The organism is Halovivax ruber XH-70, assembly GCF_000328525.1.
In the GTDB taxonomy this organism is placed as follows: domain Archaea; phylum Halobacteriota; class Halobacteria; order Halobacteriales; family Natrialbaceae; genus Halovivax; species Halovivax ruber.
Map to the genome: position 1 here is coordinate 3024315 of NC_019964.1, position 26356 is coordinate 3050670.

The following is a 26356-nucleotide window of genomic DNA, read 5'->3' on the forward strand; positions in this document are numbered from 1 at the left end:
GAGGCGCGCTTCCTCGGGGAACTGATCGATGTAGGACGTCACTGGCCGTCACCTCCGTCGTACTGGTCTTCGGGAACGACCTCGACCGTCCCCTCCATGTTGTGGTGATCGTAGCCGCAGTACTCGTTACAGAGCAGGCCGTACGTGTCCGGTTCGTCGAACTCGACGGTGAGTTCCGCGACTTCACCCGGGATGACCATCGTGTTGACGTTCGTCCCTGGAACGGAGAAGCCGTGGATCACGTCGGAACTGGTCACGTAGAACGTGACAGTGCTGTTTGCGGGGACCTGTATCGGGTCGAAGCCGAGCTGGTCGGAACCGGGGTTGAAGTAGAACGCGGAGGCGACGACGTTCACCTCGTACTCGTTTTCACCCACTTGCTCGACGCCCGGGTCGCCGAACCGCTCGTGATCGGCGAGGTTGTTCGGATCGACGGTGCCGCCGGAGTCGTCGACCATCGAGACGCCCGCGCCGACCGTTCCGTACGTGATCGTCGCGATGAAGAACACGATCAGGACCAGCGCGGCGCCGAGCCAGGCCTTCTCGTAGCTGTGAATGTCCATCAGCCGATCACCCCCACGACTGTCGGCCCGTTGCCGAGGAACTCCACGAAGTACGTGAAGAGCCACATGCCGACGAGGATCAAGAAGTACAGTGTGATCAGGACAGCCGTCCCGATCGGATCGAACTCGTCGTGCGTGAGTTCCCGTTCGATGACACTATCCGGTGGTGCACCGTGCTGGTCGGTTGACTGACTCATGTGTAGGGGGTGGAATAGAACCGAGATGAACGGACATCCCCGTTCCACGTCTCTGGGAATTCAAGCCAATATTAATAAAAGCCCGTGCCAAGTTGGCGTATGGATTTCGAATCGCTCGCCCCGCGAGTCGTCACGACGATCGCCGTCGCCGCACTCGTCCCCGCGCTCTGGTACGTCCTCGGCCGCCCGAGCACCGTCAGCGCCGTCGCGGCGGTCAACGTCCTGCTCATCGCCGGTTCGCTCTGGATCGCGATGGGGCCGACCGGCGCCAGTACGGCCGAGCCCGCTCACTGATCGCATCGGCCGACCCGGCGAGTGCCGCCCCAGCAACCGACCAGCCGCCCGTCGTTCCGGCGAACAGGGAGCAGTCACCCTGGATACGGTGATCTCGACACGTGACCCAGTCTTCCGCATCCACGTCGTCCGGCACTACTGCTGGCAGCTGTCGACTCTGTGGGCTGGTGACTCCCGACCCGCCGATCACCGACGACGAGGTTCCCGGCCACTTCTGCTGTGAAGGCTGTCTGCAGGTAGCGAGCGCGCTCTCCGATCTCGACGACGTCGACGAGACGAGCGTTCGCGAGCGGGTCGAGGGGCCACCGGACGATCGAGACCGCGACGGAGCCGCCCGTTCGACGGACGCCGCCCAGCCGGGATCGACGGGCCCCGAAACCGACACTGGCCACCAGGAAACGGCCAGCGTCGACACTGTATCCGACGCCACGACCGGCGAACACACCTTCCTCGCCGTCGATGGGATGCACTGTTCGACCTGCGAAGCCTTCCTCGAACTGCGAGCGGAGGGCGTGGAGGGCGTCAGCGAGGCCACGGCGAGTTACGCGAGCGACACCGTTCGCGTCGCGTACGATCCCGAGCGCGTCACCGCCGAGGAACTCCCCGACCGGCTCACCGGCTACGGCTACCAGGCGCACGACCGTGACGGCACCGTCGGCGACACTCACGGCGAGGAGACCGTCGGCCGGCTCCTGCTCGGCGGCCTGTTCGGGATGATGGTCATGCTGTGGTACGTCGTCTTCCTCTACCCCGAGTATCTCGGCTTCGACCCCGTGGTGAGCCTCGGCGGCTTCGTCGGGCCGTACCTCTACGGGAACATCTGGCTCATGACGTCGATCGTCCTGTTCTACACGGGCTACCCGATCCTCCGAGGGGCCGTCGTCAGCCTGCGGGCGCACCGGCCGAACATGGACCTGCTGGTCGCCACCGCCGCGCTGTCGGCGTACGCCTACAGCACGCTGGCGATGGTCCTCGGCCGCTCGGACCTGTACTTCGACGTCTCCGTCGCGATCGTCCTCGTCGTCACCGCGGGCACCTGGTACGAGGGCCGGGTGAAACGTCGCTCGCTCGGCCTGGTCCGCGACTTGACCGAAGGCCGGGTCAGCGAGGCGCGAGTGCTATCGGCCGTGGACGACGCCACGGCCGACGTCGAGGCGTTCGAGACCGTCCCAATCGAGGCCGTCGAGCCGGGCGACGAGCTCCTCGTCAGACCGGGCGAACGGGTGCCGCTCGACGGCACCGTCGCGACCGGAACGGCCGCCGTCGACGAGTCGTTGCTCTCGGGCGAAGCGCTCCCCGTGACGAAAGCTCCCGGCGACGACGTCCGCGGCGGGACCGTCGTCACCGACGCGCCACTCACCGTCACCGTCGGCGAGACGGCCGAGAGCACGCTCGACCGACTCGTCGAACTCCTCTGGGACGTCCAGAGCGCGACGCCGGGCGTCCAGCGGCTGGCCGACCGCCTGGCGACGATCTTCGTCCCGGTGGTGCTCGGTCTCGCCACCGTCGTGACCGTCGGCTCGCTGTGGACGGGCGCAGCGGCGTCCGACGCACTTCTCGCCGGGCTCACGGTCCTGATCGTCTCCTGCCCCTGTGCGCTCGGCCTCGCCACCCCGCTCGCCATCGCCTCGGGCGTCGGGGCGGCCGCCGATCGCGGGATCGTTCTGGCGAGCGAGCACGTCCTCGAAGCGGCCCCCGAGGCCGACGTCGTCGTCTTCGACAAGACGGGGACGCTGACGACCGGCGAGATGACGGTCCGCGACGCGGTCCCGGACGACGGCGTGTCCGCGTCGACGCTCCTCGATCGGGCGGCTGCGCTCGAAGCACACTCGGCGCACCCGATCGCCGACGCGATCGTGGCGGGAAGCGAGGGAGACCGGACTGGTGACGAGGCGGGACGTGACGGGCGCGTCGGCGACCCGGCGGCACTGCCCGACGCAAGCGACGTCGAGACGCACCGCCGGGGCGTCAGCGGGGCGGTCGACGGCGAGGCGACAGTCGTCGGCCACCCCGCATTGTTCGACGAGCGAGGGTGGATGATGCCGAACGGCCTGGTCGAAGCCGTCGAGTCGATCCGGGCAGACGGCGACGTCCCGGTCGTCGTCGGCTGGTCGGGTCGGGCTCGGGGCGTCGTGGCCGTCGGCGACGAGCCACGGCCGGGCTGGCGCGAGACGGTCGACGCACTCGCCGAGGACCGGACGGTCACCGTCCTGACCGGCGACGAGGGGGCGAGCGCCGACCGCTACCGCGAGGTGGACGCGATCGACGACGTGTTCGCGGGCGTCCCGCCCGAAGGGAAAGCCGAGACGGTTCGCCGGCTGGGTGCCCGCGGGACCGTGGCCATGGTCGGCGACGGCAGTAACGACGCCCCTGCCCTCGCGAGCGCCGACCTGGGGATCGCGATGGGAAGCGGGACCGATCTCGCGGGCGACGCCGCGGACGCCATCCTCACGACCGACGACGTGCGCGACGTACCGGCCGTCTTCGACCTCGCGAGCGCGACGAACGGCCGCATTCGACAGAACCTCGGCTGGGCGTTCGTCTACAACGCCGTCGCGATCCCGCTGGCCGTCGCGGGCCTCATCAACCCGCTGCTGGCCGCGGTCGCGATGGCGACGAGCAGTCTGCTGGTCGTCGGCAACTCGACGCGCTCGCTGACGTAGACGGCCGATCGAGGGGTTCGACCGACCGCACGGCCGATCGAGACGGGGGAGAGAAATCGAGTCACGCCGCAGCCGTTTCCGCCACCTGGAGAGACACCGAGAGGGCAGCCAGCACCAGCCCGGCCAGCAGTGCCCCATACTGGACGTACCAGACGGTCGGTTCCAGCACCGTCATCCCAACGACGGAGAGGCTCAATCCCACAACCAACGGGACGACCCACGTGTGCGCTCGCTCCGGCATACCGCTCGGTGCGAATTCCCGATAGAAGAAGCCGTTGTTTTTCGCGAGAGTCCCAGAAGCGCCCTGAGAAACCGATACGCGTCGAATCGTCGCCGATCCATCCGTTCTTCGCGTGGTCGTCGGGACGGAAAACGAACCGTAGTCCGGTCGGTACGCGGTCCCCGCTGAGAACGGCAAATCCAGCGTAGGGGGTCGTCTACGGCCCCGCGAACGTAAAGTCGACGGCGTAGTAGACGTAGAGCTGGCCGAGGCCGGCGAGGACGAGGAGGACGCCGGCAGCCTGTTCGAGGCGGCCGCGGTGGGCCATCACCCAGTCACCGCCCGCCGAGAGTCCCGTCCCGGCGGCGACGGTCACCGAAACCATGAGGATGGCGACGGTCAGGACGTAGCTCCCGATGACGGCCAGTGCGTACATCGCCGAGCCAGAGAGTGCCAGTCCGGAGACGGCGATGACGGCCGGCGCGACGCAACCGGCGGAGGCGGCGGCGTAGCCGGCGCCGAAGAGACCGAAGCCGAGGATGCCGGTCCGGCGCTTGGGAAGCTGGATCGACAACGAGGGGGCCCGGTCGAAGACGATCAGTATCCCGAGAACGATCAACGCAGCGCCGACGGCAGGTTCGACCACGGAGAGGACGTCGGCGACGCGGGAGCCGACGGCGTAGGTCGCCGCGAGGAACACACCGAGAACGACGAGGACGCCCGCACCGGCGACGAGACCCCGGAGGAGCGAGCCGGCGAGCGTGGATTCACCCTCCGAACGTCCCACGTAAAAGCCCACGTACCCCGGGAGGAGCGCGTACGCACAGGGTGAGAAGAACGTCAGCACACCGGCGGAGACGGCGAAGCCGACCGCGCCAACCGTCGTGAGATCAGCCACGGTGGCTCACCCCGCCGTCGGTCGTCGTGGCCGCAGCGTGGGGCCGGACACCACCATCGATCGACGGGGTCCCGACCAGCGCCCACGTTCGGGTGCCGACCGTCGCGCGTCGGGGAGTGTCGAGACACATGCGTCGATCACCTGACCGTGCCGCCGGCCGCCTCGATCTCTTCGAGGATGGTTTCGCTCGAGACGATGCCCGTGTGGGTCCACTGGGTCACGCCGTCGGCGTCGATGATCGCCGTCGCCGGCGTCGCAGCCGACGTAAGTTTGACCTGCACCTCGAACGTTCCGTAGCCGATCGGCCACTCGCCGCCGCCGAACTCACGCCACGTGTCTTCGATGTACTCGGGAGAGAAGTCGTCCGGGCCGACGTCCTCCGCGGTAATCGCGACGAACGCGACGTCCTCGCCGGTTCGGTCGGCCGCCGCGGTGACTTTCGGGACGGCATCTGGACAGACCGTACAGGTCGTCGCCCAGAACTCGAGGACCGTTACGGTGTCATCGATCGGCACCGTGATCGGCTCGCCGTCGCTCCAGGAGAGGTCGACCGTTGGGACGGTGACGGGGTCGTCGAGTTGCGGCTGGTCCGACCCGCCCGAGGAGCCGAACGTGGGAAAGCCGCCGACTGCCAGGGCACCGCCCGCCCCGAGCACACCCAGACTCGCCGCGCCGGCGATGGCTTCCCGTCGCTTCATGGATTAGCCTTCGATGACTGCGAGCATGTCGTCTTCGATGTCCATCGGCGTGGAGCGCTCCGTCGCACCCGGATACGAGCGTTCGACGATCCCCTGGTCGTTGACGAGCAGGATCAACACGAAGTGGGTGAACCCGTACTCGACGTCCGAATCCGTTCCTTCCGGGGCGATCTCGGAGGCGGGTGCCTGCTCGACGGGGAGGCCGAACGGGCCACCCTGCTGGTCGAACAGGAGTTCGTGTGCCGCCTCTTGTGTCTCCGGACGGAGGAAGTGCCAGTCGTCGGCCGACGGGTCGACGTTGCGATCGGTCAGATACGTCCGGAGGACGTCGGGCGTGTCGCGTTTTGGATCGAACGTCCAGGGGGCGAACGCCGCTTCGTCGCGGTAGCCCGCCTCGCGAACGCCGTCGTTTACCTCGATGAGGTATCGGAGGAGTGCCGGACACGCGCCCATGATACAGTTGGTGTAGACGAAGGTGTGCAGCTGGACGCGCTCGCCGAGGAAGTCCTCGTCGGAGACGGTCTCGCCGGAGAGGGCGTCGGGGACCGAATACGAGGGAACCTCGTCGCCGTAAGTGGGATGGGCCGACGCGCTGAGGTCGTGCTCGCGGTCCGGCGGACCGAGAACCGCGCCGTCGGCGGGTTCGGGTTCGTCGCCGGTCACCGATGAAAACGAGTCGAGACAACCCGAAAGCGCCGACAGCCCCCCAAGGCCGCTCGCGCCAAGATACGTGCGCCGCTTCATGCTCGATCCTGAGGAGACGAGCGGTAAAGAAGGGCCGGTTGTTCCCTGAGTGTGGGAAACGGGGCGCTGATGCGTTCTGCAGTCGGTGTGGGCCACCCCCTACCCCGCTCGAAGATCGAATCCAAAGCGGGCTACAAGCAGGCGGTCGAGCGAGTGAGCGATCGAGACGCAGACGGACGGTGAGAGATCAGTTCGCCAAGATGGTTCGAGGAATCGAACTCGATACGGCCGCGACGATCGTCAGGCTTCGTGGAGCGTCACGTCGATCTCGCCCTCGTCACTCTCGACGGTCAGCATCGTCGCCCGATCCGCAGGGTCGGCGCCGGTGACGGACCCGGGGTTGAGCACGCGGACGCCCTCGTAGACAGTGTCCTCGACACGATGGCTGTGGCCGCCGATTCCGACGATGCCGTCGCCGTCCCACGAGCGAGTGCGGGCGCGAGCCGTATCGGCGATCGCCCGGTTCCAGTCCTCGCCACTCATGACGAAGCCGTCGTCGCCGTAGACGGCCGCCTCCACCGGATTCAGCGTCCCGTGGGTGACGACGAACGTGACGCCGTCGATTGTGAGTTCGGCGACCGACGGCAGTCCCATATCTGCCGGATCGGCGTTCCCATGAACGGCCGTGAGCGCCGTCGCGAGGTCGCGAACCTCGTCGAGTGTCGCCGCCGTCTCGAAGTCACCGGCGTGAATCGTGTGCTCGGCGTCGGCGATACGCTCGCGGAACGAATCCGGGATGTCGGTCTCACGTTCGGGTATGTGAGAATCTGCAATGATCGCGAGTGTCACGTTCCGGTATCAGTCGGTCTGCTGAAAAATCTGCTGGGCAGCTCTCGAGTCGAATCACCGGGCAAGAATCGGCGACCGGCGCGGGACGATTCGACCCGGAGATCGGCCGGGACCGTTCGCAGGCCGACCCTATTTCCGAATCGTCGGTGGCTACTGTACGGTATGCATCGGATACGAACCCTGGCGCTCCTCCTCGTGACCCTGGCGATGGTCATCAGCGTTCCGGCCGCGGGAGTGGCGGTGGGCGGTGTGGCGACGGGAGACGAGACACGGGCGAGCGGTGACGTGACAGTTGTGAGCGACGACCAGCACGCGATTGGTGACTCGCCCACGCTACAGACCCAGTCACAGGACAATCAGTCCGGGGGCGAGCAGGCGCGAAACCGCACCGGCTGTAACTACGTCTCCCTCTACGAGGAGACGATCCCCTCGATCGTCCAGATCCAGCTCGGGCGGGGACTCGGCTCCGGATTCGTCTACGAGACGAGCGAAAACGCGACCTACATCGTGACCAACGAGCACGTCGTGGGCGGGAACGAGTCGGTCGGCATCCGCGGGAGCGAGGGCGACCTCCACAACGGCACGGTCGTCGGTGCGACGGCCTTCGCCGACCTCGCCGTGGTTCGCGTGAACGCCACGTCGGACGCCCTCGAACCGCTCGACGTCTCGAACGCGACGCCCCGGCCCGGCCAGCGCGTGGCCGCGCTCGGCAGCCCCTACGGCCTCGAGAGCACCATCACCTCGGGCATCGTCAGCGGGGTGAACCGCTCGATGCCGACCGAGGCGGGCCGGCTGCCCAACACGATCCAGACGGACGCACCGATCAACCCGGGCAACAGCGGCGGCCCGCTCGTCGACTGCGCCACCGGTGACGTCCTCGGCGTCAACCGCGCCGGCGGCGGCGAGAACATCGGCTTCGCGATCTCGGCGGCCCTCGTCGATCGCATCGTGCCCGAACTGATCGAGACCGGCGAGTACGCCTACCCCTACCTCGGCGTCCGGGCGCTCCCGCTCTCCCAGCCCATCGTCGAGGCGAACGACCTCTCGGTCACCGAGGGCGTCTACGTCGCCGGCGTACTCGGCGCGACACCCGCCAGCGACGCGCTGCAGGGCGCGGACCAGTCGGTGCAGATCGACGGCGCGACGGTCCCCGTCGGCGGTGACGTCATCGTCGCCGTGGACGACCAGTCGGTGTCGACACGCGAGGACCTGCTCTCGTACCTGCTGACCGAGACGGCACCCGAGGATACGATCGAACTGACCATCGTCCGTGATGGGCAGGAACAGACCGTCGAGGTCACGCTGGGCGAACGACCCCCGACGAACGGGGCGTGAGGGGCAGATTGGGGTAGTCTGCTCGAGAACGCAACGAACGAGATGGGCAATATTCGGTCGGCGTAGACAGGAGGGATCGGGTACGGTAGTCTCGCAGCCATCCTGCTGGCCAGGGAACATCGTGTCGGCCCGTTTGCCGTTAGATAGGCCTGAACGAGACGGTGGCTGGGCCGGGCCGATAGCGGAGGGGCGGCGTCGGTTTACTTCTCAGGGACGCTCTTGAAAGGGGCGCGTAACAAAACCTCGTGGACAGTATCGGTTAGCATGGTTTCCCTGACAGGCCTGGTGATCAATGCGGTCGTTGGCCTCGTGCTCCTGGTGCTGGCAAACGTTCTCGGGCTTGGTGTACAGATATCGATTTTGACACTCTTGATCTGTGGGATCCTCGGCATTCCCGGAGCGATCCTCGTGATAGCACTCGCGCTGCTGGACATCGCCTTCATGGCGACGATGGTTCCACTGGTCCCGCTCTAGCGCTCTGTGGCGAGACGTGATTGGCTTCGTACCCGTGATCCGAACGAGACGGCGCACCTGGACCGACCACCGGCTCGAAAGCTGAGCGGATATCCGTACTACAAGCTCCGGGCTGGGGACTATCGTGCGATTAGTACCTGGGATCGGACGGATGACGTCCTCATTGTCGAAGTGGTCGGGCATCGGCGGAACATCTACGATTGCAACCTCCCACCGTAAGTCCCGCAGCCGGTTCAAACAGTTTCGTCAGTGGATGTTCAGCTTGCCGTGCAATACTATCTCCGTGCGACGGACAGCGGCGGGATGAGAGTGGAGAAGTGCCGATTAGCGAACCGCAGAAGCCGAAGGCGACTCGCCATCTATTTCATAAACCAGTCACAGAAGGACAGGCAATCAAAGATATCGAGGAAGGGTTCCAAAATCGGCTACAGACCCAAAATCCGCCCACTATCCAATAGATATATTACACATTGCCGCATATTCAAACCCGGAAGCTCGCGTCTCCATCACGTCGCGGGGGCATGCGCGAAGAGGAAATGCCCCGGGTGGTAGGACACCCGAGGCGCGGCTTCCAAAGCATCCCGCTTTGGTTGCCATGTTCCGAAAGACACCTTCGAGACAAAAAGGTCTCGCACGCCACTGGTTTAGAGAGTCGTATCGCTATCCGTCGCAGTTCTTCGTTTTCGGGGATTGGGGGCCGAGTCACTTCGGTCGGTTCGATCGCCAGAACTGCGAGGTGCTCGGATGAAATCCGTCGAGCGAACGAGCGACGGGACCGGCGATGCGCCTCGCTCTCAGGGGTGTTACCGGTGTGATCGGAACGTGGCACCATCGCGGCTCTTTCGGGTGGACATCGAGCCACCCGAGGTGCTTGAGGGGGACTACAGACACTCAGTTCGGTACTGCTGTCCGGATTGCGCTGCCGCGATGAACTTGTCTGAGTTTTCGGATCGGGTGAAGAAGAGCGCTCGTTAGGGGCAGACCAGGTGGATATCGCAATTTTCACTTGGACCACCATTTTTCGAATGGACGCGTCAACGTTTACATCTTCAAGGCGCATCTCGTCGGGCATATCAAGACACCAATATTTCATGAAAATTAGTACTAACCCAATTTTTGGAAGGATGGATTCCGACATGACCCATCCGTTTTCCGAACGGGGAGAGTCCAAGGGACGGCGCCAGGGGTGTTTAAACGGCGCGTCAATTGCCGTTTAGGGTCCGTTCAATTGGTGAACGGGGTCGGCGTCGTCGTGAGGTTCGCTAGGAGCTCAATTGCGGTGTTGGTGTATAGTCGTTTCGTGATCTCAGTAAGGGCGAGATCTCGGTATGGATCGGAATGTTACCATCAAATCCCTATCGAAACTGGGCTACATTGGTCATCGTGAGGCCCGGGTTGACAAGACGAACACGAGGAGACCGAAGAACAGTACCCCGAATGCGGTCTGTCCCACGGCGAGTGCTTCACCGACCGAACTGACCGGTGTGAACCGCCCATACCCGAGGCCAGTGAACGCGAGAAAACTGAATAGAATTGAGTGTGCTAATTCAGTTACTCCACTATCATCTCCGATCCAGAGCCACAGATGGTCGTGTGTCTCGTGATGGAGCGTCCCCAACGCGAAGTGGAGAAGCGCGGTAAAAACCACGAAGATTAACGACCAGCCAAAGAGAGGCTTCAGTTTCGTCCCGTGACCTGTCGTGTGTTTCAGGAACCCGTCAACAACAATTGGAATGTATCGTCTGTCGTCCTTGTTGACTCTGAGAGTTGCGTTCTTCCGCTTTCGGTGGTACTTGAGTGACTCGTCTGTCAACGAGTTGTCTCTGTAGACTGCTTCGAGTGTTCGATAGACGGAAGCAGCCTTTCGTCCAGGGTGCTCCTTGTCGTCTCCTTCCCCCGAATCCAAATAGTTGTAAATACCGTTGAACGTCGTTCCGGTCCCAACCCGTGCAGAGACCAACTGGCAAGTGTATAGCCGCGCTTCGGTGAACCTGGAGTCAGTGAGGTCGGCCTGTGCGAGGGTAGCGTACTCTAGATTAGCCTCATCGAACTCAGCGCCGTCCGCTCTAACGTCGGCCATCGACACTCCGGAGAGATCACAGCCGTGAAACTTTGCGTCCGAAAGTCGCGCCTCATCGAACCGGGCCGAAGAAAAGCTCGAACCGGAGAGTACTGCATTACTGAGGTCCGAACGACCGAAGTCGAGTTTCGTCGTCTCGTGATTTTCAAGGGAGACATCAGCCATCTTGGCTCCGACGAATTCCACATATTCGAGGGTACATCCATGGAAACCTGCGTCTCGAAGGTCAGCGTCGGAGAAGTCAGTGTCGACGAAATCTGTGTCGGCAAACGTCGTGTTATATAGGTTCGCACCGACGAACGATACTTTCTCGAAGTGTGCACCTTTCGTCTTGACATCTTGCATAACCGCTCGATCGAAGGTCGCTCTCTCTGGCTCGGTATCGTGCATTTTCGCCCGTTTCAGGCGTGCACCCGAGAAGTCAGCGCCTTCGAGTGTAGCATCTCGGAGATCGACGTCCCGCATCTGTGCGCTGGTGAAAGTACAGTCGGAAACGTCAACCTCGAAGATGGCGCCATCGAGGTGCGCATCCGTGAAGTCAGCACCACCTAATTGGGTTCGCTGACCGGTGAAGGTGGCGCCCTGTAGCTGAGCGCCCCGGAAGTCGACATCTCGAAGATTGACATTACGGAAGGTGACGTTTTCGATCGACGCATCCGAGAGCGTTACACCGCGGAGCGAAACGTCGGCAAGCACCTTGTGGCCGTTTACGGTCTCTCCCGAGAAATCGGCGTCCTCAACCCCTTCTTGCCGAGTAAAGACGTCGTGAAGGGTTGGTGATGTGGATTCTTTGGCCGTGTTAGAATCTGTCTCGTGGGCGTCTGGTTCGGCACTGTCTCTTTCTGAGCCGCTGTTCCCGAAGAATGCTTCTGCAGTTACAGTCTCTTGAGCACCTGTTCTAGCGTACTTTAACGCCTCGACGATCCGTCGACTTAGCTTCGGTCTCTCTGCGAGATCTACGATGTCAGAGTCGTCGACCCACAACAAGTCATCGGAGACTGGATGCAACCGTGTGCGTATTCGTGGTGTATCGTCTTCAGAGATTCGCTCAGGTGATACGTGTGGTTCGAATTCACCGACGAGAACACTCCTTTCCAAGTCCAAAACGAACACGGTATCGTCGTCATCGAATTCGTATTCTGGGCCGTGTTCAAACACGCCTGGTTCGGTTTCCATCTGTTTCTCCAGTAACCAGGTCGTCATGTCTGAACGAGTACCGACGGCCACAACAAAAACCCTCTGTTGCGGTCGAGAAAATGACTAAGATAGGCGCTAGTCGATCGGCGACGAAAAATCATAGTGGTGATCAATCTGGCAGTGATAGCGACCGACTCACTTCGAACACTGCATCGAAGGTATCTGTTGCAACCGATACCGCACGACCAGAAGTGAGGATGCCAATTTCGAAGTTCGAAGAGAGGTTCGTCACCGTGAAGTTTGCACTGCCGAGATAGCAGTGGGTATCGTCGGTGACGACCATCTTTGCGTGCGTAGCGTACGCTTGATGACCGGCGTCGTCGAGGGCGAACAGTTCGGCGACATCGACTAATTCTCGCTCGTCCTTCGAGAGACTGTTGTTCATCGCTGAGAGCACGTCGTAGCGGTCTGTTCCTGGGCGGATTTCCCGAGTGAGTATCCGCGTCTCGACACCCCTCCGTGGCAGTGTCCGAAGTGTTTCGACTGTCGGGTGGTCCGGATCGAAGTACGGATTCGCGATCCTGACCACGTTCTCTGCGGTCAGTAACGCCGACCTCACGCGGGTGTCGAGGTTACCGACTGACGGAGGAAGGTCGACGTCGAGTTGTGGGGGAACCGTAGCCACCAGTTCTGTATCGTCTGGCCGTTGATCGGAGTCCGCCTCGCTCTCTAGAGCGGTTCGGGCGACCACCTGTTCTTTTAGGACCGTTCGTGCCTCTTCGACGTCGACTTCGAAGGTCGCGTCAACGAACGGGGTCTCACGGCCCACCTTCTCCGCCGCGTCATTGAGTACCAATCCAACGAGTAATGCCTCTGCTTCGACAGCCCCGAGAGATTGGTCAGCCGGTAGTTTCGCGTCGATATCCCCCCGCGTGATCGAGACTCGTCCAGAACCCAGTCGGTCGACAGCCGCGGCCAGTGTGCCGATACGGGCAGCCGAGTCGAACAGCGTTGCGATCGTGAACTCTTCTGAGGTCGGTGTTATCACGGTGGTATCCTTCTTAACGACCGTTCAGGGATTATAGTTCCCAGGACGGATCGGTGTCCCCGGTGCCGATCAACACACCACGGTCTAGCGCCTGGTTGTAGTACTCACAGGTGAATTCTGCGACGTGCATACAAGCGTGACAGGCTGCCCCTCCTTCTGAGCTCCGGCAGGCCGGGTCGTATATACAATTCTCGGCGTACTTTTTCGTGTCACTCACCCACTCGTTGATCCGGGTCTTGAACAGGGTGAACATGCCGCCGAGCGCGAAGTGTTCCATACTCTCGGCGTAGAGGACGATCGCCGGAACGTTCGGGAGAATGAGTTCCGAGATGCTGTCGTTGTCGAGGCCACACTGTTCGCTAGCGGTACTCATTAGCGTATGGCTCGTGGAGTGAACGAGCTGGTATATCTCTTCGGTCAACCGGTCCTCAATAGGGGTGAACGGATTCTGTGTCTCTCGCGGGTCGACGGTCTCCAAGAACCAACGTTTGAGATCCGTCTCATCTTCGAGATCTGGCGCCTCGGGTTCGATCAGTGACCCGTTCGCCAGGAGCCACTCGACGATTTTTTTCCGATCGAGTTGCAAAACAATGGCCTCCGAGGGAGACCGGTCACCATAAATCGAGACCGCATCGTCGTCGAACGGGTGGTCAAAGGCTTGGAGATCTGTTTCCGCTGCAGTCGGCGAATCACGCGTGTAGCCGTACAGAATGTTCAACAGCGGGAAGCTGTCCACAACCCAGGCGTCAGTGATCCCTAGATCGGCGAGGTTGTCCTTGTAGAACTTGGCTTGCGGGTGTTTCGCTACGAAGCTGTCGTCGTCGAGATAGTCGTCGATAGAGCTAGATGTCGGATAGTCTTCGATGTCTTCTAGGTCCTCTTCATCACCGGCGTACCCGCCCGTACAACGCATGAAAGTAAACAGCTGATCTGCGACGAGCGTGTGCCACTCGCGGTCGTCCGGTGCCTCGATATCTTCACGGTTCAATCGTACGACCGTATTCCGCGTATAGCCGTCGCCAGGCGTGAGATCTTGAACCATATCCAAGACGACATCTCGGTTCCCCTCACCGAGTTTCTCGATATATTCCTCCAATTTGTCGGGCGACATCCCTGGAACCGATGCGACGGATTCCGGTGTAATACCTTCCCTCCTGTAGTCGGGGTTACCGAGGTACCCCGCCATCAGCACTCGACACCAGTCTTCACCGTACGGGATATCACCGGTTTCAACGCCGACCATCGGCATCTCCGCGAACGCGTCTCGTTGCGGATAGTGGACCGTCCCAGCCTCTACCGGAGTTGGGAAGCCGATGTATTCACGACATTGGCTACACAATCCGCCGAGGTCCGACTCGTGATTACACCCTCTTCCACGGCACCGGAACGACCACGTACTCAGATCTTCGGGTGCTCCTCTGTTCAAACAGATGTGGTCGAAACCGTGCTGGTCACAGGGCTGTGGCTCGAGGTTTGTGACCGCACCGCAATCGTGTACCAGAACGAACTGGAGTTGCTGGAGTCGTCCTTCGCAGCCAGACCTGGGGCAACGCCCATCGGTTTCTCGGAGACTCGCTACCTTTTTTCGATAGGTCACGGCTTCACATTGCTTGCACACCACCGTACGAGGGAAGAACTCACCCTGGACCTGCTGTACGCGCCGGAAGTCAACCTCAGTGTCTCGAAAGTTGTTCCAAGGCGACTGGTCGCTGTTTCGAAACGGCTCTATCTGGCCTGCGACTCGATCTATGATACGATCGGTGTCAGCGACTTCTAGTGGTTCGGCCCGCCATCCTTCGACTTTCATCGTGATCCCACGGCGAGCGTAGCTAAAGATAGCTCCGGGTGCCATGGAGTTCATCGTCTGAGCGATACCTCGTTCCATCTCCGCTTGGTTATCTGAGCTCACGTCATTCACCTCCAGAGAACATATCTTTCAAGTCACTGGTCGCGAGACCGTGTGTGACCGGGATCTGTTCGTCGACATCGCGCAGGCTCCGCATCGGCCCCCGCAAGCCAGCGTCTTCGTCCTCCATCACGTTCCCGAGATACTTCTTGAGCCCTGCTTTCCGCGGGTCGTGGATCTCGGGCTCAGCGCTTAAGAGGTGGTTCCAGAGCTTTTCAAACTCCTTCTCGATGGCCTCGTAGTACAATCGCGCACCGATGTCACTGTCCGCGTCGTCGCCAGCGTGTTCAACGTCGTACGCTTCCAGGACGAACTGGAGCAATTCATCGTGTTCGATGACACCCTGGTCCAGAGCTTCCCGGAAGCCATCGAGGTTGTAAACTCTCCCCTCCTTGAACTCGTCTTCGTGGTAGTAGTCGTAGTATTGGATGAGTATCCCGAGGACGACGCCGGGAAGGGTACACTCGATCGCGAATTCCGCCCACCGTTCTAGCGGCGTCGCTTCGACTAGGAGGTCCTGGTACCGGTGGTAATGTTCGAATCGGGAGTAGTGTGATCGGTCGCGTGCCTTGATCGAGTCAAACAAGACGAAGACCGACCCGGTACTCTCGCGACCGACCCGAGAGTACGCTTGTATGTACTCGGCCGTGTTCCGCGGCATCCCGAAGAAGGAGATGAAGTTGAACCGGTCGACGTCCACCCCGTGCGAGATCATGCTCGTAGCGATGACGACGTCGATCGGGTTCTCTGGGTCTTCTGCCTCCAGCCTGGACAATGCACCACGCACCTCTTCCATATCTGTCTCTCCCGTGAGAGAAACTGGCGTCAACCGTTCGTGCGGATCCCCATAGGCGTCCAGCTGGCGGTTAATCATGCCCTTCACCGACCGCTGGAGGATATCACTCTGGTTTTTCGAAATGTTGTACGCGATCTGGACCTTGTAGTCGTCCAATGCCTCTAACACGCCCTCTTGGCGTTCATCGGCATCCTCTGGGAAATTGAGCGGACCAGCGACGACGTCTTCGGTCACCTCTTGCATCTCGTCGAACAGTCGGTCTGGATCCGCTTCGTAGGATTGAACGACGCGAGCGTACTCTCGAATCACAATGTTGATCGCTCGAGTTCGACCGATACTCCGCGGGAGTGCGCCGATCATCTGTCGTCCGAGTCGGTAAGGATCCTCGTAGGCGTAAAACGACTGGCGGAGACGTGGTCCTTGAGAGGGGAATTCGTTAGGTGTTTTTCGGTACAGGGCGTCCACCTGATTGTCAGCCCCTTCGATAGTCGCAGTAGCTGCGATCGTCTTCATTTCCCACTCGCCGTCGGTGTAGGCGTCGATCAACTTCTGAATGAGCGTCTCGTAGTGTGAGTCAAACGCGCCGAATTCCTCTCGGAGTAGGTGGAGCTCGTCTTGGATGAGTATAGAGGGTGGATCGGTCGGTTCGACGTCTTCCAGGGCTTCGAGCGAGGTGTTCCCACACTGATGCTCGTTGGCGACCCCTCGTTCACTGAGGAGACACTGCTCTTCCGGGGTGAAGCCGTGGTTTGGGCATCGACCTTTCAACTGTCCCAGGAGACTCCGTGCACGACGGTTCATCCCCATTACGGCGATCTTGTCGATGGTACTGACGACGAACGTTGGTGCGTACCGATAAATTTCATTGTCGGTGATGTAGATCGGTAGCTCAGCGGTGTCGCCATCCTGCCGCTGAACCTCTCTGCACTCTTCGTTCGTACACTGATGGACGATCCGAAGTCGGTCTAAGTCGCCTGTTACTTCGACTGTCTCCTCTCGACAGTATGGACACTTCGGGACGGTCAACCACTGTTGCTGGTGGTCTTCGCTTTCGGATGCGAGAGCGACGTTGTTCGTGTCTCCCCCGTCCTCGAAGATGTCGTTTGGCGTGTTCTTGTTGCCTACGAAGTACCCGATGCTGAACTGCTCGCCTCCCATCTCGTCGTGTTCTCGCCGAACTTCTTCGGCCGTACAGAGCACGTTGGCTATCCGCTGCAGCTGCTGGAGTGAGAGGAGACGAAGTGGGAACTTCGTCAAAGCGGTCATCCCGTGCCCTTTCCCTCTGAGTCGATCGAGGAACGCCGTAAAGGTCACTAACCCGAGATACGCCTCGGTCTTCCCACCACCGGTAGGGAAGAAGATGATATCACACACGTCCAGCATGTCAGGACCGTCAAGACCACGGTTAACCTGCGAGGCGATGTCCGGAATCGACATCACGATGAAAACGATCTGGAAGAGGCGCCAGTCTTCGAACTCTCTGGCGAACGTCTCGTTGAGAGCGCGGAAAGCCGTCTCCAGATCGTTGTTTTCGTCGGCTAGAAGCAGTTCTTTTCCACGTTCGAACCGATCTCTCTCTTCCTCAAACTGTTCCAACATTCCGTCGTACTCTGAGGCAGCCTTTTCGCCTTTGTGCGTTAAGACGTCCTCACGTACGACTTCGTACTGATCGCGTGCACGGTCCATCTCGAGTTGGATGTTCTCGAGGACTGCTTCGATGTCTCCCTCTGCGAGTGTCTCTGTCGGAGCCGAGACCGTATCGCGAGAGACATACTTGGGTTGTCGGTAGATGGGAACCGGCTCGGTAGTAATACTCGTAACCGGGTCGTTCTCCACGACTGCGGCCGAGCAGTTTCTTCCGATGCCGTAGATGTTTCCGTCGTATTGGTAGTGGTCTCGTACTTTCTCCGACTCGAAAGGCTCGAAGGCTGGCGTCTCGGCCGAAACCGTCACCGATGCGTCGAAGAGGAACGCCTGCCAGGACTCGTCCGGTTCGGTCGCGGTTTCCGGATCTTCGCCCTGCGTGTTCACCAACTGGACAGTAACGGCGTAGTCGCCGTCATCCCGATGGCTGACTTCCAGCCGAATCTCGGCACTCCAAAGTGGTTCTACTAGCTCGTCACTGAACACGTCGTCTAAGTGCTCCTCAAATGCCGTTTCTGACTCCAACGCTCGGGGTGGAACGTTCTGTTGCTCGTTGTACGTAGCGCTATCCCGTGGCAGGGTGACCGCTCTGTCGTCTTCCTCGAAAGTCGTTTCTGCAGCATCTAGCCCACTAGATATCGGCACCGTGATCTCTCCACCACCGTCGGCCTTGTTCCGTAGCTGGGCTTTGGAGACTTCGATAGAGTTGAACTCGGGATTCACACGCTCGTAGACGCTGACCAGTGGCTGTGATTCGTCCGGGACTGCAACAGATGAGCCACCGTCGGCTTGGAGACCAGGTTCCGGCTCGTTCACCTCTTCTTCCTCTGCCGGTCCTGCAGCTGCTAGGTCACTATGTTCTAGTTGTTCGCCGTACTCCGGGAATCGTTTATAAAACAGCTTTGCGTCTGGCTGTATTTCGAGGGGGCCGTTGAGTTCTTCCGGATCGACTTTCAACTTCAGTCCGGTCGTGAACGGCGAAATATTCCGTGTCATCGCACTGCCCGCTGCTTCTATTTCCTCGCCATCGTCGTCGGTTCGTTGTTCGTCACGGTAGTCGTACTGGTTCGAGAGAGTAGCCGCGAAGTACCGGACGCGAGGGTCTACACTGTAGAGGGTCGATTGAGTCTCTCCCCGTCCCGTGATCCGATTGATCAACCGTTCCGTTACGAGGTGATTGATGGCCTGTCGACGTCGAAACTCCTCGTCCCCTGCTTCGGCGTATCGAGCGTTAGGCGGACGAGTGTACTCCGGATCAGATTGCGGAGGAATCGAATCGAACGGTGAGGTCATAGGTAGCAGTATTACTGCTATGTCAAAAATCTTCCCGCAATAACACGTAACGTCAGAGTTCGGTCACCGAGGCAACCTCGTAAGTCGCCGCGTTGTCTCGGATCTCGTTATCTTCGAGTGAGTTCATCTCGGCTTTCACTTCGGCCCTGAAATCGTGGCCTTGTTTCATGTTCGTCCTCCGGACACGGCTCATACTCTCCTCAATACGGAGGGCGTTTTCGCCGGTGAGTTCTTCAATATCGAACGATTCACCCAGTGCGGCGATGTCCTCGGCTCTACGTGGTCCGATGGTTAGCGATGGATCACGCGCGGGTCCTAGACAGTTGTCGGCTTCTGCGGCGGATTCGAACCAATTCCAGACAGTTGATGGTTCACGCTCTATTTTGTCCACCGAGCTCGTAATCTTGCGCCCGACTTCCGGATGTGTCAGGTCTTCTATACCACTCGACGTTGCGAGACGGGATAGGATATCTCTCAACGACTCGTACCAGATCGTCAAATCTTCGAAGGTGCTCGTCTCACCATGTTCTTCTTCGTATACGTCGCTGAGCCACTCGTCCCAGCGTCGTTCAAATACATCTTTATCGATGATGGCGACCTGGTCGCCTTCACGGAGCGAGTGAGGGGAAACCCAATGATATCGGTCCTCTTCGGATGACGGGCTAGACCGCCGCCGCATAACTCTATCCCGGCGTGTAAACGTCTGGCCATCTGCAGTTTCGATCTTTACTTTGCTGCGCTCGTGCTCGTCGTATCGGCTCAACCCTCCGCTCTGGTAATCGATGGGACGTGCCTGGTCGAATAAGTCCGCGAGTTCTTTTCTGTCTGCCTCCCCGGAAGGGGCACGATCTGGCTCGACACTGGATCTTTCTCCTGGCTCCAGTGTATCCGATTTCCCGGTCTCGGTGACCTCCGTTTCGGTGGTTGGTTCGGCCTCGGCGTGCCCGTCGACTTCCACCCGTGGCGGAGCGTACGGCGAATAGTCCAAGCCTGGAGCCGCAGCATTTGTCGACTCGACGAACCGACTCGCATCACGCTCTATCATCCAGCTCCACTTGCCACGGTACGTAAGGACGACCGTTTCGTCGACCATTGGATGGACGTAGAACCCAGCGTACTGAGGCCGTTGGGGGCCGATGACGAACATTTGGTCTCTGTGTCCTAGGTCACGTGCCGAATCCGGACTGACGAACACCACACGATCGTCTTCCATGTCTGATGGAGTTACGACTCCATCTGATGTAACGATCTCCTGAACTGCCCGCCGCCACGTCTCTTTCGGGAGGAAGACAGCAACACGACGCTCGTCTGCTAAGCTCTCTTCGAGCCGGTTTGTCAGTTCTTCGTATAGCGGGTTCTTCTTTCCGATGTGCTCCCGAGCCCGGCGAAGTGCGTCGGTCGTTTCGAACAACTTGCCCGCGATCGCTGGACGACCGATTATGTCATCCGCACGTTCCTCCAGTTTGTCGATCAGAGCATTGAGTGTACGTGGTCCGAAATATCCGTCGCGCTGACACCGAACCCACTCGTTGTAGCGGTCGGCTGGGACGGGCAAACGTTCGAACATGAGCTGTCGCGAGAAAATTCTCCCAGCAGCTCGATTTTCGTCGTACTCTCGGAGGGCCGAGGACGCTTCGTACCCAGGTTCCAGATACTCAAGGAGTCCTCCGTCATCAACACCTACGACTCGAATATCTTGGGCGTCAGTGGCACGATCGAACCACGAGGAGAAATTGCCCGCAAACTCTGGTTGATTATGGTCTCGATCGGTAGCGGCCTCTAATGCATCTATGCCCGGAAGCGTGTCCGCCTCGTCTAGGTCGCGCGGTGGACCGTACCGGGGAGCCCTACGTTCCTCAAACTCGTGTTTCGTATAGTTCGAGTATAGTGGGGAAATCGAGGCATCTTCGTACTCTTCGAGGAGTTCGTCGATACCTTCTTCGAAAGTTCCCTTTGTCCGTGCCGCCAGATTAAGGAGGACCGTATCTGGTGCGTCAAGGTCCTGTAGCTCGGCGAAGCGCTTGGAGAACACGACCCTCACGTCTGCTATACCATCAGACATGGGCACGATAGATCCATCGTCAATGCGTGCATGAGGGACGATGTCGGGGAGTGGGACTGGTGGAAACTCTTCAGAGACGACCAGCCCGTAGTTCGCAAACTCGTCTCGAAGGTCACCTTTGTTCCCCCAGTGATTGCCACCACCAGGACTGAAGACGATGACGTCAGATCCCTCGTCTAAGCTACGAAGTGCCAGTTCGAGTGCCAATAGGACTGCTACACGCGGTTCGTATGCTGGCCAAACAATTGGGAGTGTCTGCCCTTCATAGACGGTGTCACCGACGTTGGCGAGCGCCCGATCCCCCGCTTCGTCGATCGAGAGCGACTGATACGAAGTCTCTCCTGTTGGGCGATACTGGAGACAATTAACAGCTTTCGCGAGGTACCCGATTACTGACCCTTCTTGGTGAGCGTTCAGTAACTGCTGTAGGTACGAAACAGTATCGTCGCTCTGTGCTTGCCCGTATCTACTTAGAACCTCTCCAGCGAGGGAGCCTTCTTCACCACCGCCTTCAGCTATTGTAGTGATCTCCTCAACGTGCTCTTGTACTGTATCTGGATCACGTTCAGCGAGGACGCGAAGCTGAGTGAGAGCGTGCTCGTGGAGTCGGACCGAATCGGCTGTAAGCCACTCGTCGGCCTTAGAGACCAGGTACGCCGAACATTCTTCCGTTTTGTTCGCCTCTATGAGGGCTTCGAGTGCGTCTTCCGCACGTCTAAGTGGGAGTTCCTCACCGTCTCTGTCTCCTGACTCAAGTATCGTATCTCCGTCCACCTTTACTGCACTTACAAGACGATCCGTGACGGTTTGGCTAATTAGACCTGTGCCTTGCGCAATCCCGCTCAGTGCAACGATAGCGATGTCTGCCTGGCTCTTTCCTAAGAGGTCGATCAATTCGTCCACATTGTCTTCGAGCCAGCTTGGATAAGTATACGAGACGTGTCGAATGATCGGGACAATATCACTGTTCGTAATCGCGGTCTCGTCGCCCTTCTGTAAGACAGAGACTGCACGATCTAACGCCATTTCCAATCCCTCCCCGGCCCGGTCAGATCGCACACCAGTTTCGTACTCCGCCATCTCCTCGAGGATCTTGAAGTCCTCGTAAGTGCCGAACTGGCGGAATAAATCGACTGCAACACGACGGCAAACCTTAGACTCGGCTTGTCGAAGTGATTTTGCATACCGTCGATTTACTGTTTCCGAGAGATCTACCCCTTGCTCTAAAACTGGTTCCAGTAATTTCCCCAAGTGCTCTAGGTACAGGTCGTCATGGTGCGGAACAGCCGTTAAGACGTCCGAAATATGTTCGGCGACTACATCCGGATAAGCTTCGGCAAGCGATTGAAGTGATATCCATATCGTTTGCCTGTGAAACTGGTTTTGAATATCGAGATAGGCAGTCAGTGTCTGTACGAGTTCCGTAACGCAGTGAGTATCAAAGTCCGCATTAGAGATAGAGAGATCGTTTAATTGGGAAAAAGCCTCGTCTCTTGTATCAGCACAGTTTAGAGTACTGGCGACATCTCTGGCACACGGTAACTCTCCACACATAACTCTTAGTCGTTGTTCGACAGTTCTGACACAACATCCTCTCTAATATCCCGTATCGTGCTTGCCAATTGGTCCTTTGTTTGGCCCTCGTACGGAAATACGGAACCTGACTTCCTAAACCGCTTGATGGTTTTGTCTAACACATTAGTTTCTGCCAACCCTCCCTCATCGTCATCTGTTTCGCCACCATCCGGTTCGTCGTAAAGTTCCTCTAACAGCGCTCTCACTGCCGGTTCGTACCGAGCCATAGGCGTGTCGAAAACCAACAACGAGAACCGGCGTTTGCTAAGAGCGCGTCGAGTTGGCTCGTAATCGACGCTCCCATCGGATTTCTCAACACACGTTAGTTCTGCAATCCACCAGGCACGTTCAAAGGTACTAGCTTTCCCATCTAACGCTCTAGCTTGTGTCCAGAACTTCTCCTTCATTGCGGAGACACTGTTGAACTCCCACCGGTGATGAACGAACCAAGGGAAGTAGAGCATCGAAAATGCGCTCCAAAGGCCCGAATCAGCCGCGTCTGACCGACTGATATCCACGTTACGGTGAACGGCGATAGCTGTCTCTGGATCTGAATCTCCTGTTTTAGGTATAGTTTCGGATTCGATCTCTCGGAGTCGACTTTCCAAGGATCCCAAGTCCGCCGTCAAATCAGTTTCAACGACGTGATCTTGAAGCTCCGAGTTCGGAATACTGTCGTAATCTCCTTTGAGGAACTCTTCGTACTTGCTCAACAAACTTTGTGCACCGTTACTGAGACAGACGAGTTCCTGCCCGTCTATCAACTCGGCATCTGGATTCCAACCCGTCATCGGTCTCCGACCCTCCTTGCGTGATTGTCAAGCTGTTGACCGGGGTTTAACAGTCCCTGAACTGCCTGTTCGATCTGTTCCGTTGCGGTCATGGGACTTTCTTCTAATTCCTCTTTTAAATACTCTGCAGCCTTCCTCGGAGATAGATCTTGATCCTCGTACAAATAATCGGTCAACATCTCGAACACAGCCGGTTGCCACTCTGGGTCCCACTCGTCTGCATCGGGATCGTACTCATGAGCAGCAACTTCCGTCATGCGACCCCAGACAGACGACATCACTTGATCCCAGATAAGTTCGGCAGTAAGATCGTCGTACCTACCCTCGCCATTCCACACTATATCCACGACCTGATCGTGGTCCTCATTGAAATAGAGGACCGGGTTGTTCGGATCTCGTTTCAGATCAAGGTAATACATACGATCGGCGGGTGGGAAGACCGTATCCTCGTTCTCGTTCTCCTCTTCAAACGAGGTACGTTCCACTTGCAGCACGTCGTCGCTACCAGCCTCTTCGTCTTCGACGGTAATCCGACACCGTCGGCCATCGGACAGGAAAGCACCGGGTTCTGTCGCGTAGTCGTGGGTTCGATCTAATCCGAGTGATCGTTCTTTCTCTTCCGAAAGTGGTTCAGAACGCAAGAGGTAGGGGTTAAGGTCAACTCGTTGAGTGATGTCCTCGGATGAAATGGTCAACGAATCGCTGACCGTCCCGGCACTGATGTCGTCGCCCAACACTGTCCCTGCTCTGGTGTAGGTGTCTACGCAGTGGCCTGCTACGATGACTTTTGCAGGATGACTGGCCGATGGACTCTCCGCAGTACTTTCGCTTGCTTCTGGGAGCACCTCCTCAAGGAGATCGGCAGGCACATCTACAGAAAGACTAAACTCAATCGTAGACCACCCACTGTAGTCAGTGAGATCTAAATTCGAATCGTCGTCTGCTTCGACCGTCTCGTCGCCATCAATGGAAAAGTTCTCGATACGAAGTTCAAGTTCCCCCAACTTACACTGGTGAGGGAACGTCTCGTATTTCAGAGATCGATTAAGTCTGAGTGTGCTACTCATGGTTACTCACCTACCTCGACTGACCCATCATCAAGTTTGAGTCGAGTCTTCGCTAAATCACCTAATCGAGCTTCGACTCCGTCAAGTTGGGCTTCGATTTCGACCGTTGCAGATCTGACGTCTCCGACGGCGTTTACGTAACTTTTCTCGCCGTTCTCACGTGTCTCGGCTACGTCAATCTGTCCACTCCCGTCCGCTACCTCTGCGTCTATGTCTTCTACGACCACTGTATCTGCCTCCCTGTTGTCTTCGAACAGAGCGACCAGTTCGAACGTAGCTTCCCACTCCTCTATCGGCCCATCACCTATCGCCTTCCGTTCCGAGTTTGGTCCAACGGTTCCGGAGAACAGCCACTCGTCACCTGCTATCCTATCGGATATGTGCCATTCGAATAGCGGAGGGATACTAGGGCTCGGCGGTTTTTTAGTCCCGCCTTCAGTCCTTAAGTCCGAACGCGTCCGAGGCAGAATATCTCGATGGGGGCGGGTTAAGGTTCCGGACCGGTCCGACCGACTGTACAGAATCTTCGAGAGAGCACTCCGAAGCGTCTTCGTTGTGAGATCCTCTGCCGGTCCCACACAGCCACTCTCGTATTTCGCCTTGAGTTCGTCATTCTTCTTTCCGTACCAACGATCGTGCATCGGTGGTTCGGCCATCGCAAGGAAGTCGTCGATAGCCTCGTCGGACGGTGAATGGGACTCTTCTGAAGGTGTGCGTGCTTTCCCTGCGGCCAACAAGGCGTGATACTTCCCAGAGTGACCAAGATAGTGGCCTGATTTGTACTTCACGACCATTCCCGGGCCGCGGAACATAGCAACCTCCCCAAGACGTTCTGAAGGAGAACCCTCTGTATCACTCGGGTTGGCTTTTCGCGCCGCTACCGTGACGTGCCCCTCAGTTGGAGTGGGGTACTCCTCGTTGTCGTCGCACTCACCCTCTTTCTTACTCACGATTCCGTACTCTTGGTCGGTTTTTGCGACCGTCCCCGGCCCGTTGAAAGAGTCCGATGCATTACGCATGCGGTCGAAGCACTCAACGAACGGGGAAACGAGGTCGTTGTCCTGAATCGTCTCTTGGGTCAGTCTCGTATCTTCACCGCACACGTCAATCTCCACCTGAAGATTGCCCCCACGAATTGCCGGCCAAAAGTACTCTGCCGTGGCCCGTATGAATTCGTTATACAATTCGTCCGGTGACGGTTGATCGTCCATCGCTGGATCGGACGGGTCACGGAAGCCTGGGATCATAATCGTCGTTCCGTTCGCGTCGGGACGGGCCATCCCCAGATCTTCCGCGAGCACTTCAGCCTGATCGTTCCAAATCGACTCCGGCCGCTTCAGTTCGTCACGTTGGAATCCAGATTCAGAACCGAACCAGCCGTCGTTCGAATAGCACTCTCCCTCAGACAGATCGTGAGTCGGGATGAAACAACGACCGACGAGTCGAGGCGATGTCTGACCTGGCCGTTCTTCCGCCAACGTCGAGTTGAACAGCACCGTCTGGAATCCAGACGTAACCCAGAGCAACGTACTCCCGAGACCGTGCCGTCCACCGGTACTTCCGCCCTTATTACTCGCACCTGGGTCACGGATGAGTGCCGCATAATCTGAGTCCTGATCCTCTTCGTTCCCTTGAATCCCCTTAGCGTTCTTCTCCTCAATCGTGAGTAGCCGAAATGCTCCGCCGTTTTCCAAATATTTCACGTAGTCGGCGAGGCCGTGGCCATCCTGGTCTTTTCCACCTGCTTTGACATGAGCGTATAGATCGTCCCACTGTATGGCCTCCTCAAAGGCAGTGCGATCGTCTAACTCACGGAGACGAAACGTCACCTGAACCGGTTCACTCGGGTCGTACCGTGCGTCCACTGAGTTTTGGAGGATTTCACGGACGAACGTCTCCAAATCCCGACTGAACGTTTTCTTTTGAATCAGGCCTTGCTTCCGTGTACGCCCACATGGAACGTCTTCGAACCACCACACGGAGCTAGAATCCGTAGCGCTTCCTGTAGTCACTATAAGAACTCAACATTGACACAATATAGAATTTTGGGTTGTTGGGTTGAAGCCCGACTTGATTAAGTAA

21 protein-coding genes and 2 pseudogenes are annotated in these 26356 nt (G+C 58.9%); 7 read left to right on the top strand and 16 right to left on the bottom strand.

Annotation, left to right across the window (positions count from 1 at the left end):
- Nucleotides 1–56 precede the first annotated feature (56 nt).
- Both HALRU_RS14565 and HALRU_RS14570 read right to left on the bottom strand, forming a co-directional pair.
- Nucleotides 57–563: pseudogene (locus HALRU_RS14565) on the bottom strand (cytochrome C oxidase subunit II); the annotation flags it as partial.
- Nucleotides 563–760 carry a hypothetical protein gene (locus HALRU_RS14570; RefSeq protein WP_015302153.1) on the bottom strand — a complete coding sequence of 66 codons (198 nt, stop codon included), beginning with the start codon at nucleotides 758–760 and terminating at the stop codon, nucleotides 563–565. The gene HALRU_RS14570 and the pseudogene HALRU_RS14565, both read right to left, overlap by 1 nt.
- Nucleotides 761–859: 99 nt before the next feature.
- Between HALRU_RS14570 and HALRU_RS14575 the strand changes: the two genes are divergently transcribed.
- Nucleotides 860–1054 carry a hypothetical protein gene (locus tag HALRU_RS14575; protein ID WP_007700702.1) on the top strand — a complete coding sequence of 65 codons (195 nt, stop codon included), beginning with the start codon at nucleotides 860–862 and terminating at the stop codon, nucleotides 1052–1054.
- Nucleotides 1055–1155: 101 nt separating this feature from the next.
- Nucleotides 1156–3717 (top strand): heavy metal translocating P-type ATPase, encoded by a 2562-nt coding sequence (locus HALRU_RS14580; RefSeq protein ID WP_148680556.1) that lies wholly within the window; start codon nucleotides 1156–1158, stop codon nucleotides 3715–3717.
- Nucleotides 3718–3778: 61 nt separating this feature from the next.
- On the opposite strand, the gene HALRU_RS14585 is transcribed toward HALRU_RS14580, so the two are convergent.
- The 6 genes from HALRU_RS14585 to HALRU_RS14605 form a co-directional block, all read right to left on the bottom strand.
- Nucleotides 3779–3958 (bottom strand): hypothetical protein, encoded by a 180-nt coding sequence (locus tag HALRU_RS14585; protein ID WP_148680557.1) that lies wholly within the window; start codon nucleotides 3956–3958, stop codon nucleotides 3779–3781.
- 196 nt (nucleotides 3959–4154) lie between these two features.
- On the bottom strand, nucleotides 4155–4835 hold the full coding sequence (locus HALRU_RS14590) for a cytochrome c biogenesis CcdA family protein (protein WP_015302155.1): 681 nt from the start codon (nucleotides 4833–4835) through the stop codon (nucleotides 4155–4157).
- Nucleotides 4828–4965, bottom strand: coding sequence for a hypothetical protein (locus HALRU_RS15805; protein WP_171814997.1), 138 nt, complete (start codon nucleotides 4963–4965; stop codon nucleotides 4828–4830). The genes HALRU_RS14590 and HALRU_RS15805 overlap by 8 nt, the downstream gene beginning before the upstream one ends.
- Nucleotides 4966–4972: 7 nt before the next feature.
- Nucleotides 4973–5533, bottom strand: a complete 561-nt coding sequence (locus tag HALRU_RS14595; protein WP_015302156.1) for a TlpA family protein disulfide reductase — start codon at nucleotides 5531–5533, stop codon at nucleotides 4973–4975.
- Nucleotides 5534–5536: 3 nt separating this feature from the next.
- The gene (locus HALRU_RS14600; RefSeq protein ID WP_015302157.1) at nucleotides 5537–6277 is read right to left on the bottom strand and encodes an SCO family protein; all 741 of its coding nucleotides are present in this window, start codon (nucleotides 6275–6277) and stop codon (nucleotides 5537–5539) included.
- A gap of 240 nt (nucleotides 6278–6517) precedes the next feature.
- Nucleotides 6518–7066 carry a metallophosphoesterase family protein gene (locus tag HALRU_RS14605; RefSeq protein ID WP_015302158.1) on the bottom strand — a complete coding sequence of 183 codons (549 nt, stop codon included), beginning with the start codon at nucleotides 7064–7066 and terminating at the stop codon, nucleotides 6518–6520.
- A gap of 162 nt (nucleotides 7067–7228) precedes the next feature.
- On the opposite strand from HALRU_RS14605, the gene HALRU_RS14610 reads away from it, so the two are divergent.
- The 4 genes and pseudogenes from HALRU_RS14610 (at nucleotide 7229) to HALRU_RS16045 (ending at nucleotide 9850) form a co-directional block, all read left to right on the top strand.
- A complete protein-coding gene (locus HALRU_RS14610) occupies nucleotides 7229–8401 on the top strand; it encodes a S1C family serine protease (RefSeq protein WP_015302159.1) in 1173 nt (390 codons plus the stop codon).
- A 264-nt stretch (nucleotides 8402–8665) separates the two neighbouring features.
- Nucleotides 8666–8875, top strand: a complete 210-nt coding sequence (locus tag HALRU_RS14615; RefSeq protein ID WP_015302160.1) for a pro-sigmaK processing inhibitor BofA family protein — start codon at nucleotides 8666–8668, stop codon at nucleotides 8873–8875.
- Between the two features lie 4 nt (nucleotides 8876–8879).
- Nucleotides 8880–9094: pseudogene (locus HALRU_RS14620) on the top strand (type II toxin-antitoxin system RelE family toxin).
- Nucleotides 9095–9619: 525 nt separating this feature from the next.
- Nucleotides 9620–9850, top strand: a complete 231-nt coding sequence (locus tag HALRU_RS16045; protein ID WP_148680559.1) for a hypothetical protein — start codon at nucleotides 9620–9622, stop codon at nucleotides 9848–9850.
- A gap of 403 nt (nucleotides 9851–10253) precedes the next feature.
- Here the strand turns inward: HALRU_RS16045 and HALRU_RS14630 are convergent, their stop codons facing one another.
- From HALRU_RS14630 to HALRU_RS14640, 3 genes are all read right to left on the bottom strand, one after another.
- Nucleotides 10254–12158, bottom strand: a complete 1905-nt coding sequence (locus HALRU_RS14630) for a pentapeptide repeat-containing protein (protein WP_015302162.1) — start codon at nucleotides 12156–12158, stop codon at nucleotides 10254–10256.
- 103 nt (nucleotides 12159–12261) lie between these two features.
- Nucleotides 12262–12921: a phospholipase D family protein gene (locus HALRU_RS14635; protein WP_171814998.1), complete on the bottom strand. Its 660-nt coding sequence runs from the start codon at nucleotides 12919–12921 to the stop codon at nucleotides 12262–12264.
- Between the two features lie 250 nt (nucleotides 12922–13171).
- Entirely contained in the window at nucleotides 13172–14383 is a 1212-nt protein-coding gene (locus tag HALRU_RS14640; protein ID WP_216086540.1) for a DUF1998 domain-containing protein, read from the bottom strand.
- Between the two features lie 189 nt (nucleotides 14384–14572).
- On the opposite strand from HALRU_RS14640, the gene HALRU_RS15880 reads away from it, so the two are divergent.
- Entirely contained in the window at nucleotides 14573–14917 is a 345-nt protein-coding gene (locus tag HALRU_RS15880) for a hypothetical protein (protein ID WP_216086541.1), read from the top strand.
- 133 nt (nucleotides 14918–15050) lie between these two features.
- Here HALRU_RS15880 and HALRU_RS14645 read toward each other — a convergent pair whose 3' ends face one another.
- From HALRU_RS14645 to HALRU_RS14665, 5 genes are read right to left on the bottom strand one after another with little or no spacing between them, the layout of a single operon-like run.
- Entirely contained in the window at nucleotides 15051–18779 is a 3729-nt protein-coding gene (locus HALRU_RS14645; protein WP_015302165.1) for a helicase-related protein, read from the bottom strand.
- 52 nt (nucleotides 18780–18831) lie between these two features.
- Nucleotides 18832–22395 carry a hypothetical protein gene (locus HALRU_RS14650; RefSeq protein ID WP_015302166.1) on the bottom strand — a complete coding sequence of 1188 codons (3564 nt, stop codon included), beginning with the start codon at nucleotides 22393–22395 and terminating at the stop codon, nucleotides 18832–18834.
- 5 nt (nucleotides 22396–22400) lie between these two features.
- Nucleotides 22401–23207: a DUF6339 family protein gene (locus tag HALRU_RS14655; protein ID WP_015302167.1), complete on the bottom strand. Its 807-nt coding sequence runs from the start codon at nucleotides 23205–23207 to the stop codon at nucleotides 22401–22403.
- On the bottom strand, nucleotides 23204–24274 hold the full coding sequence (locus HALRU_RS14660; RefSeq protein ID WP_015302168.1) for a hypothetical protein: 1071 nt from the start codon (nucleotides 24272–24274) through the stop codon (nucleotides 23204–23206). Before HALRU_RS14660 ends, HALRU_RS14655 begins: the two co-directional genes overlap by 4 nt.
- Nucleotides 24275–24276: 2 nt before the next feature.
- Nucleotides 24277–26175, bottom strand: coding sequence for a hypothetical protein (locus tag HALRU_RS14665; RefSeq protein ID WP_148680560.1), 1899 nt, complete (start codon nucleotides 26173–26175; stop codon nucleotides 24277–24279).
- Nucleotides 26176–26356 lie beyond the last annotated feature (181 nt).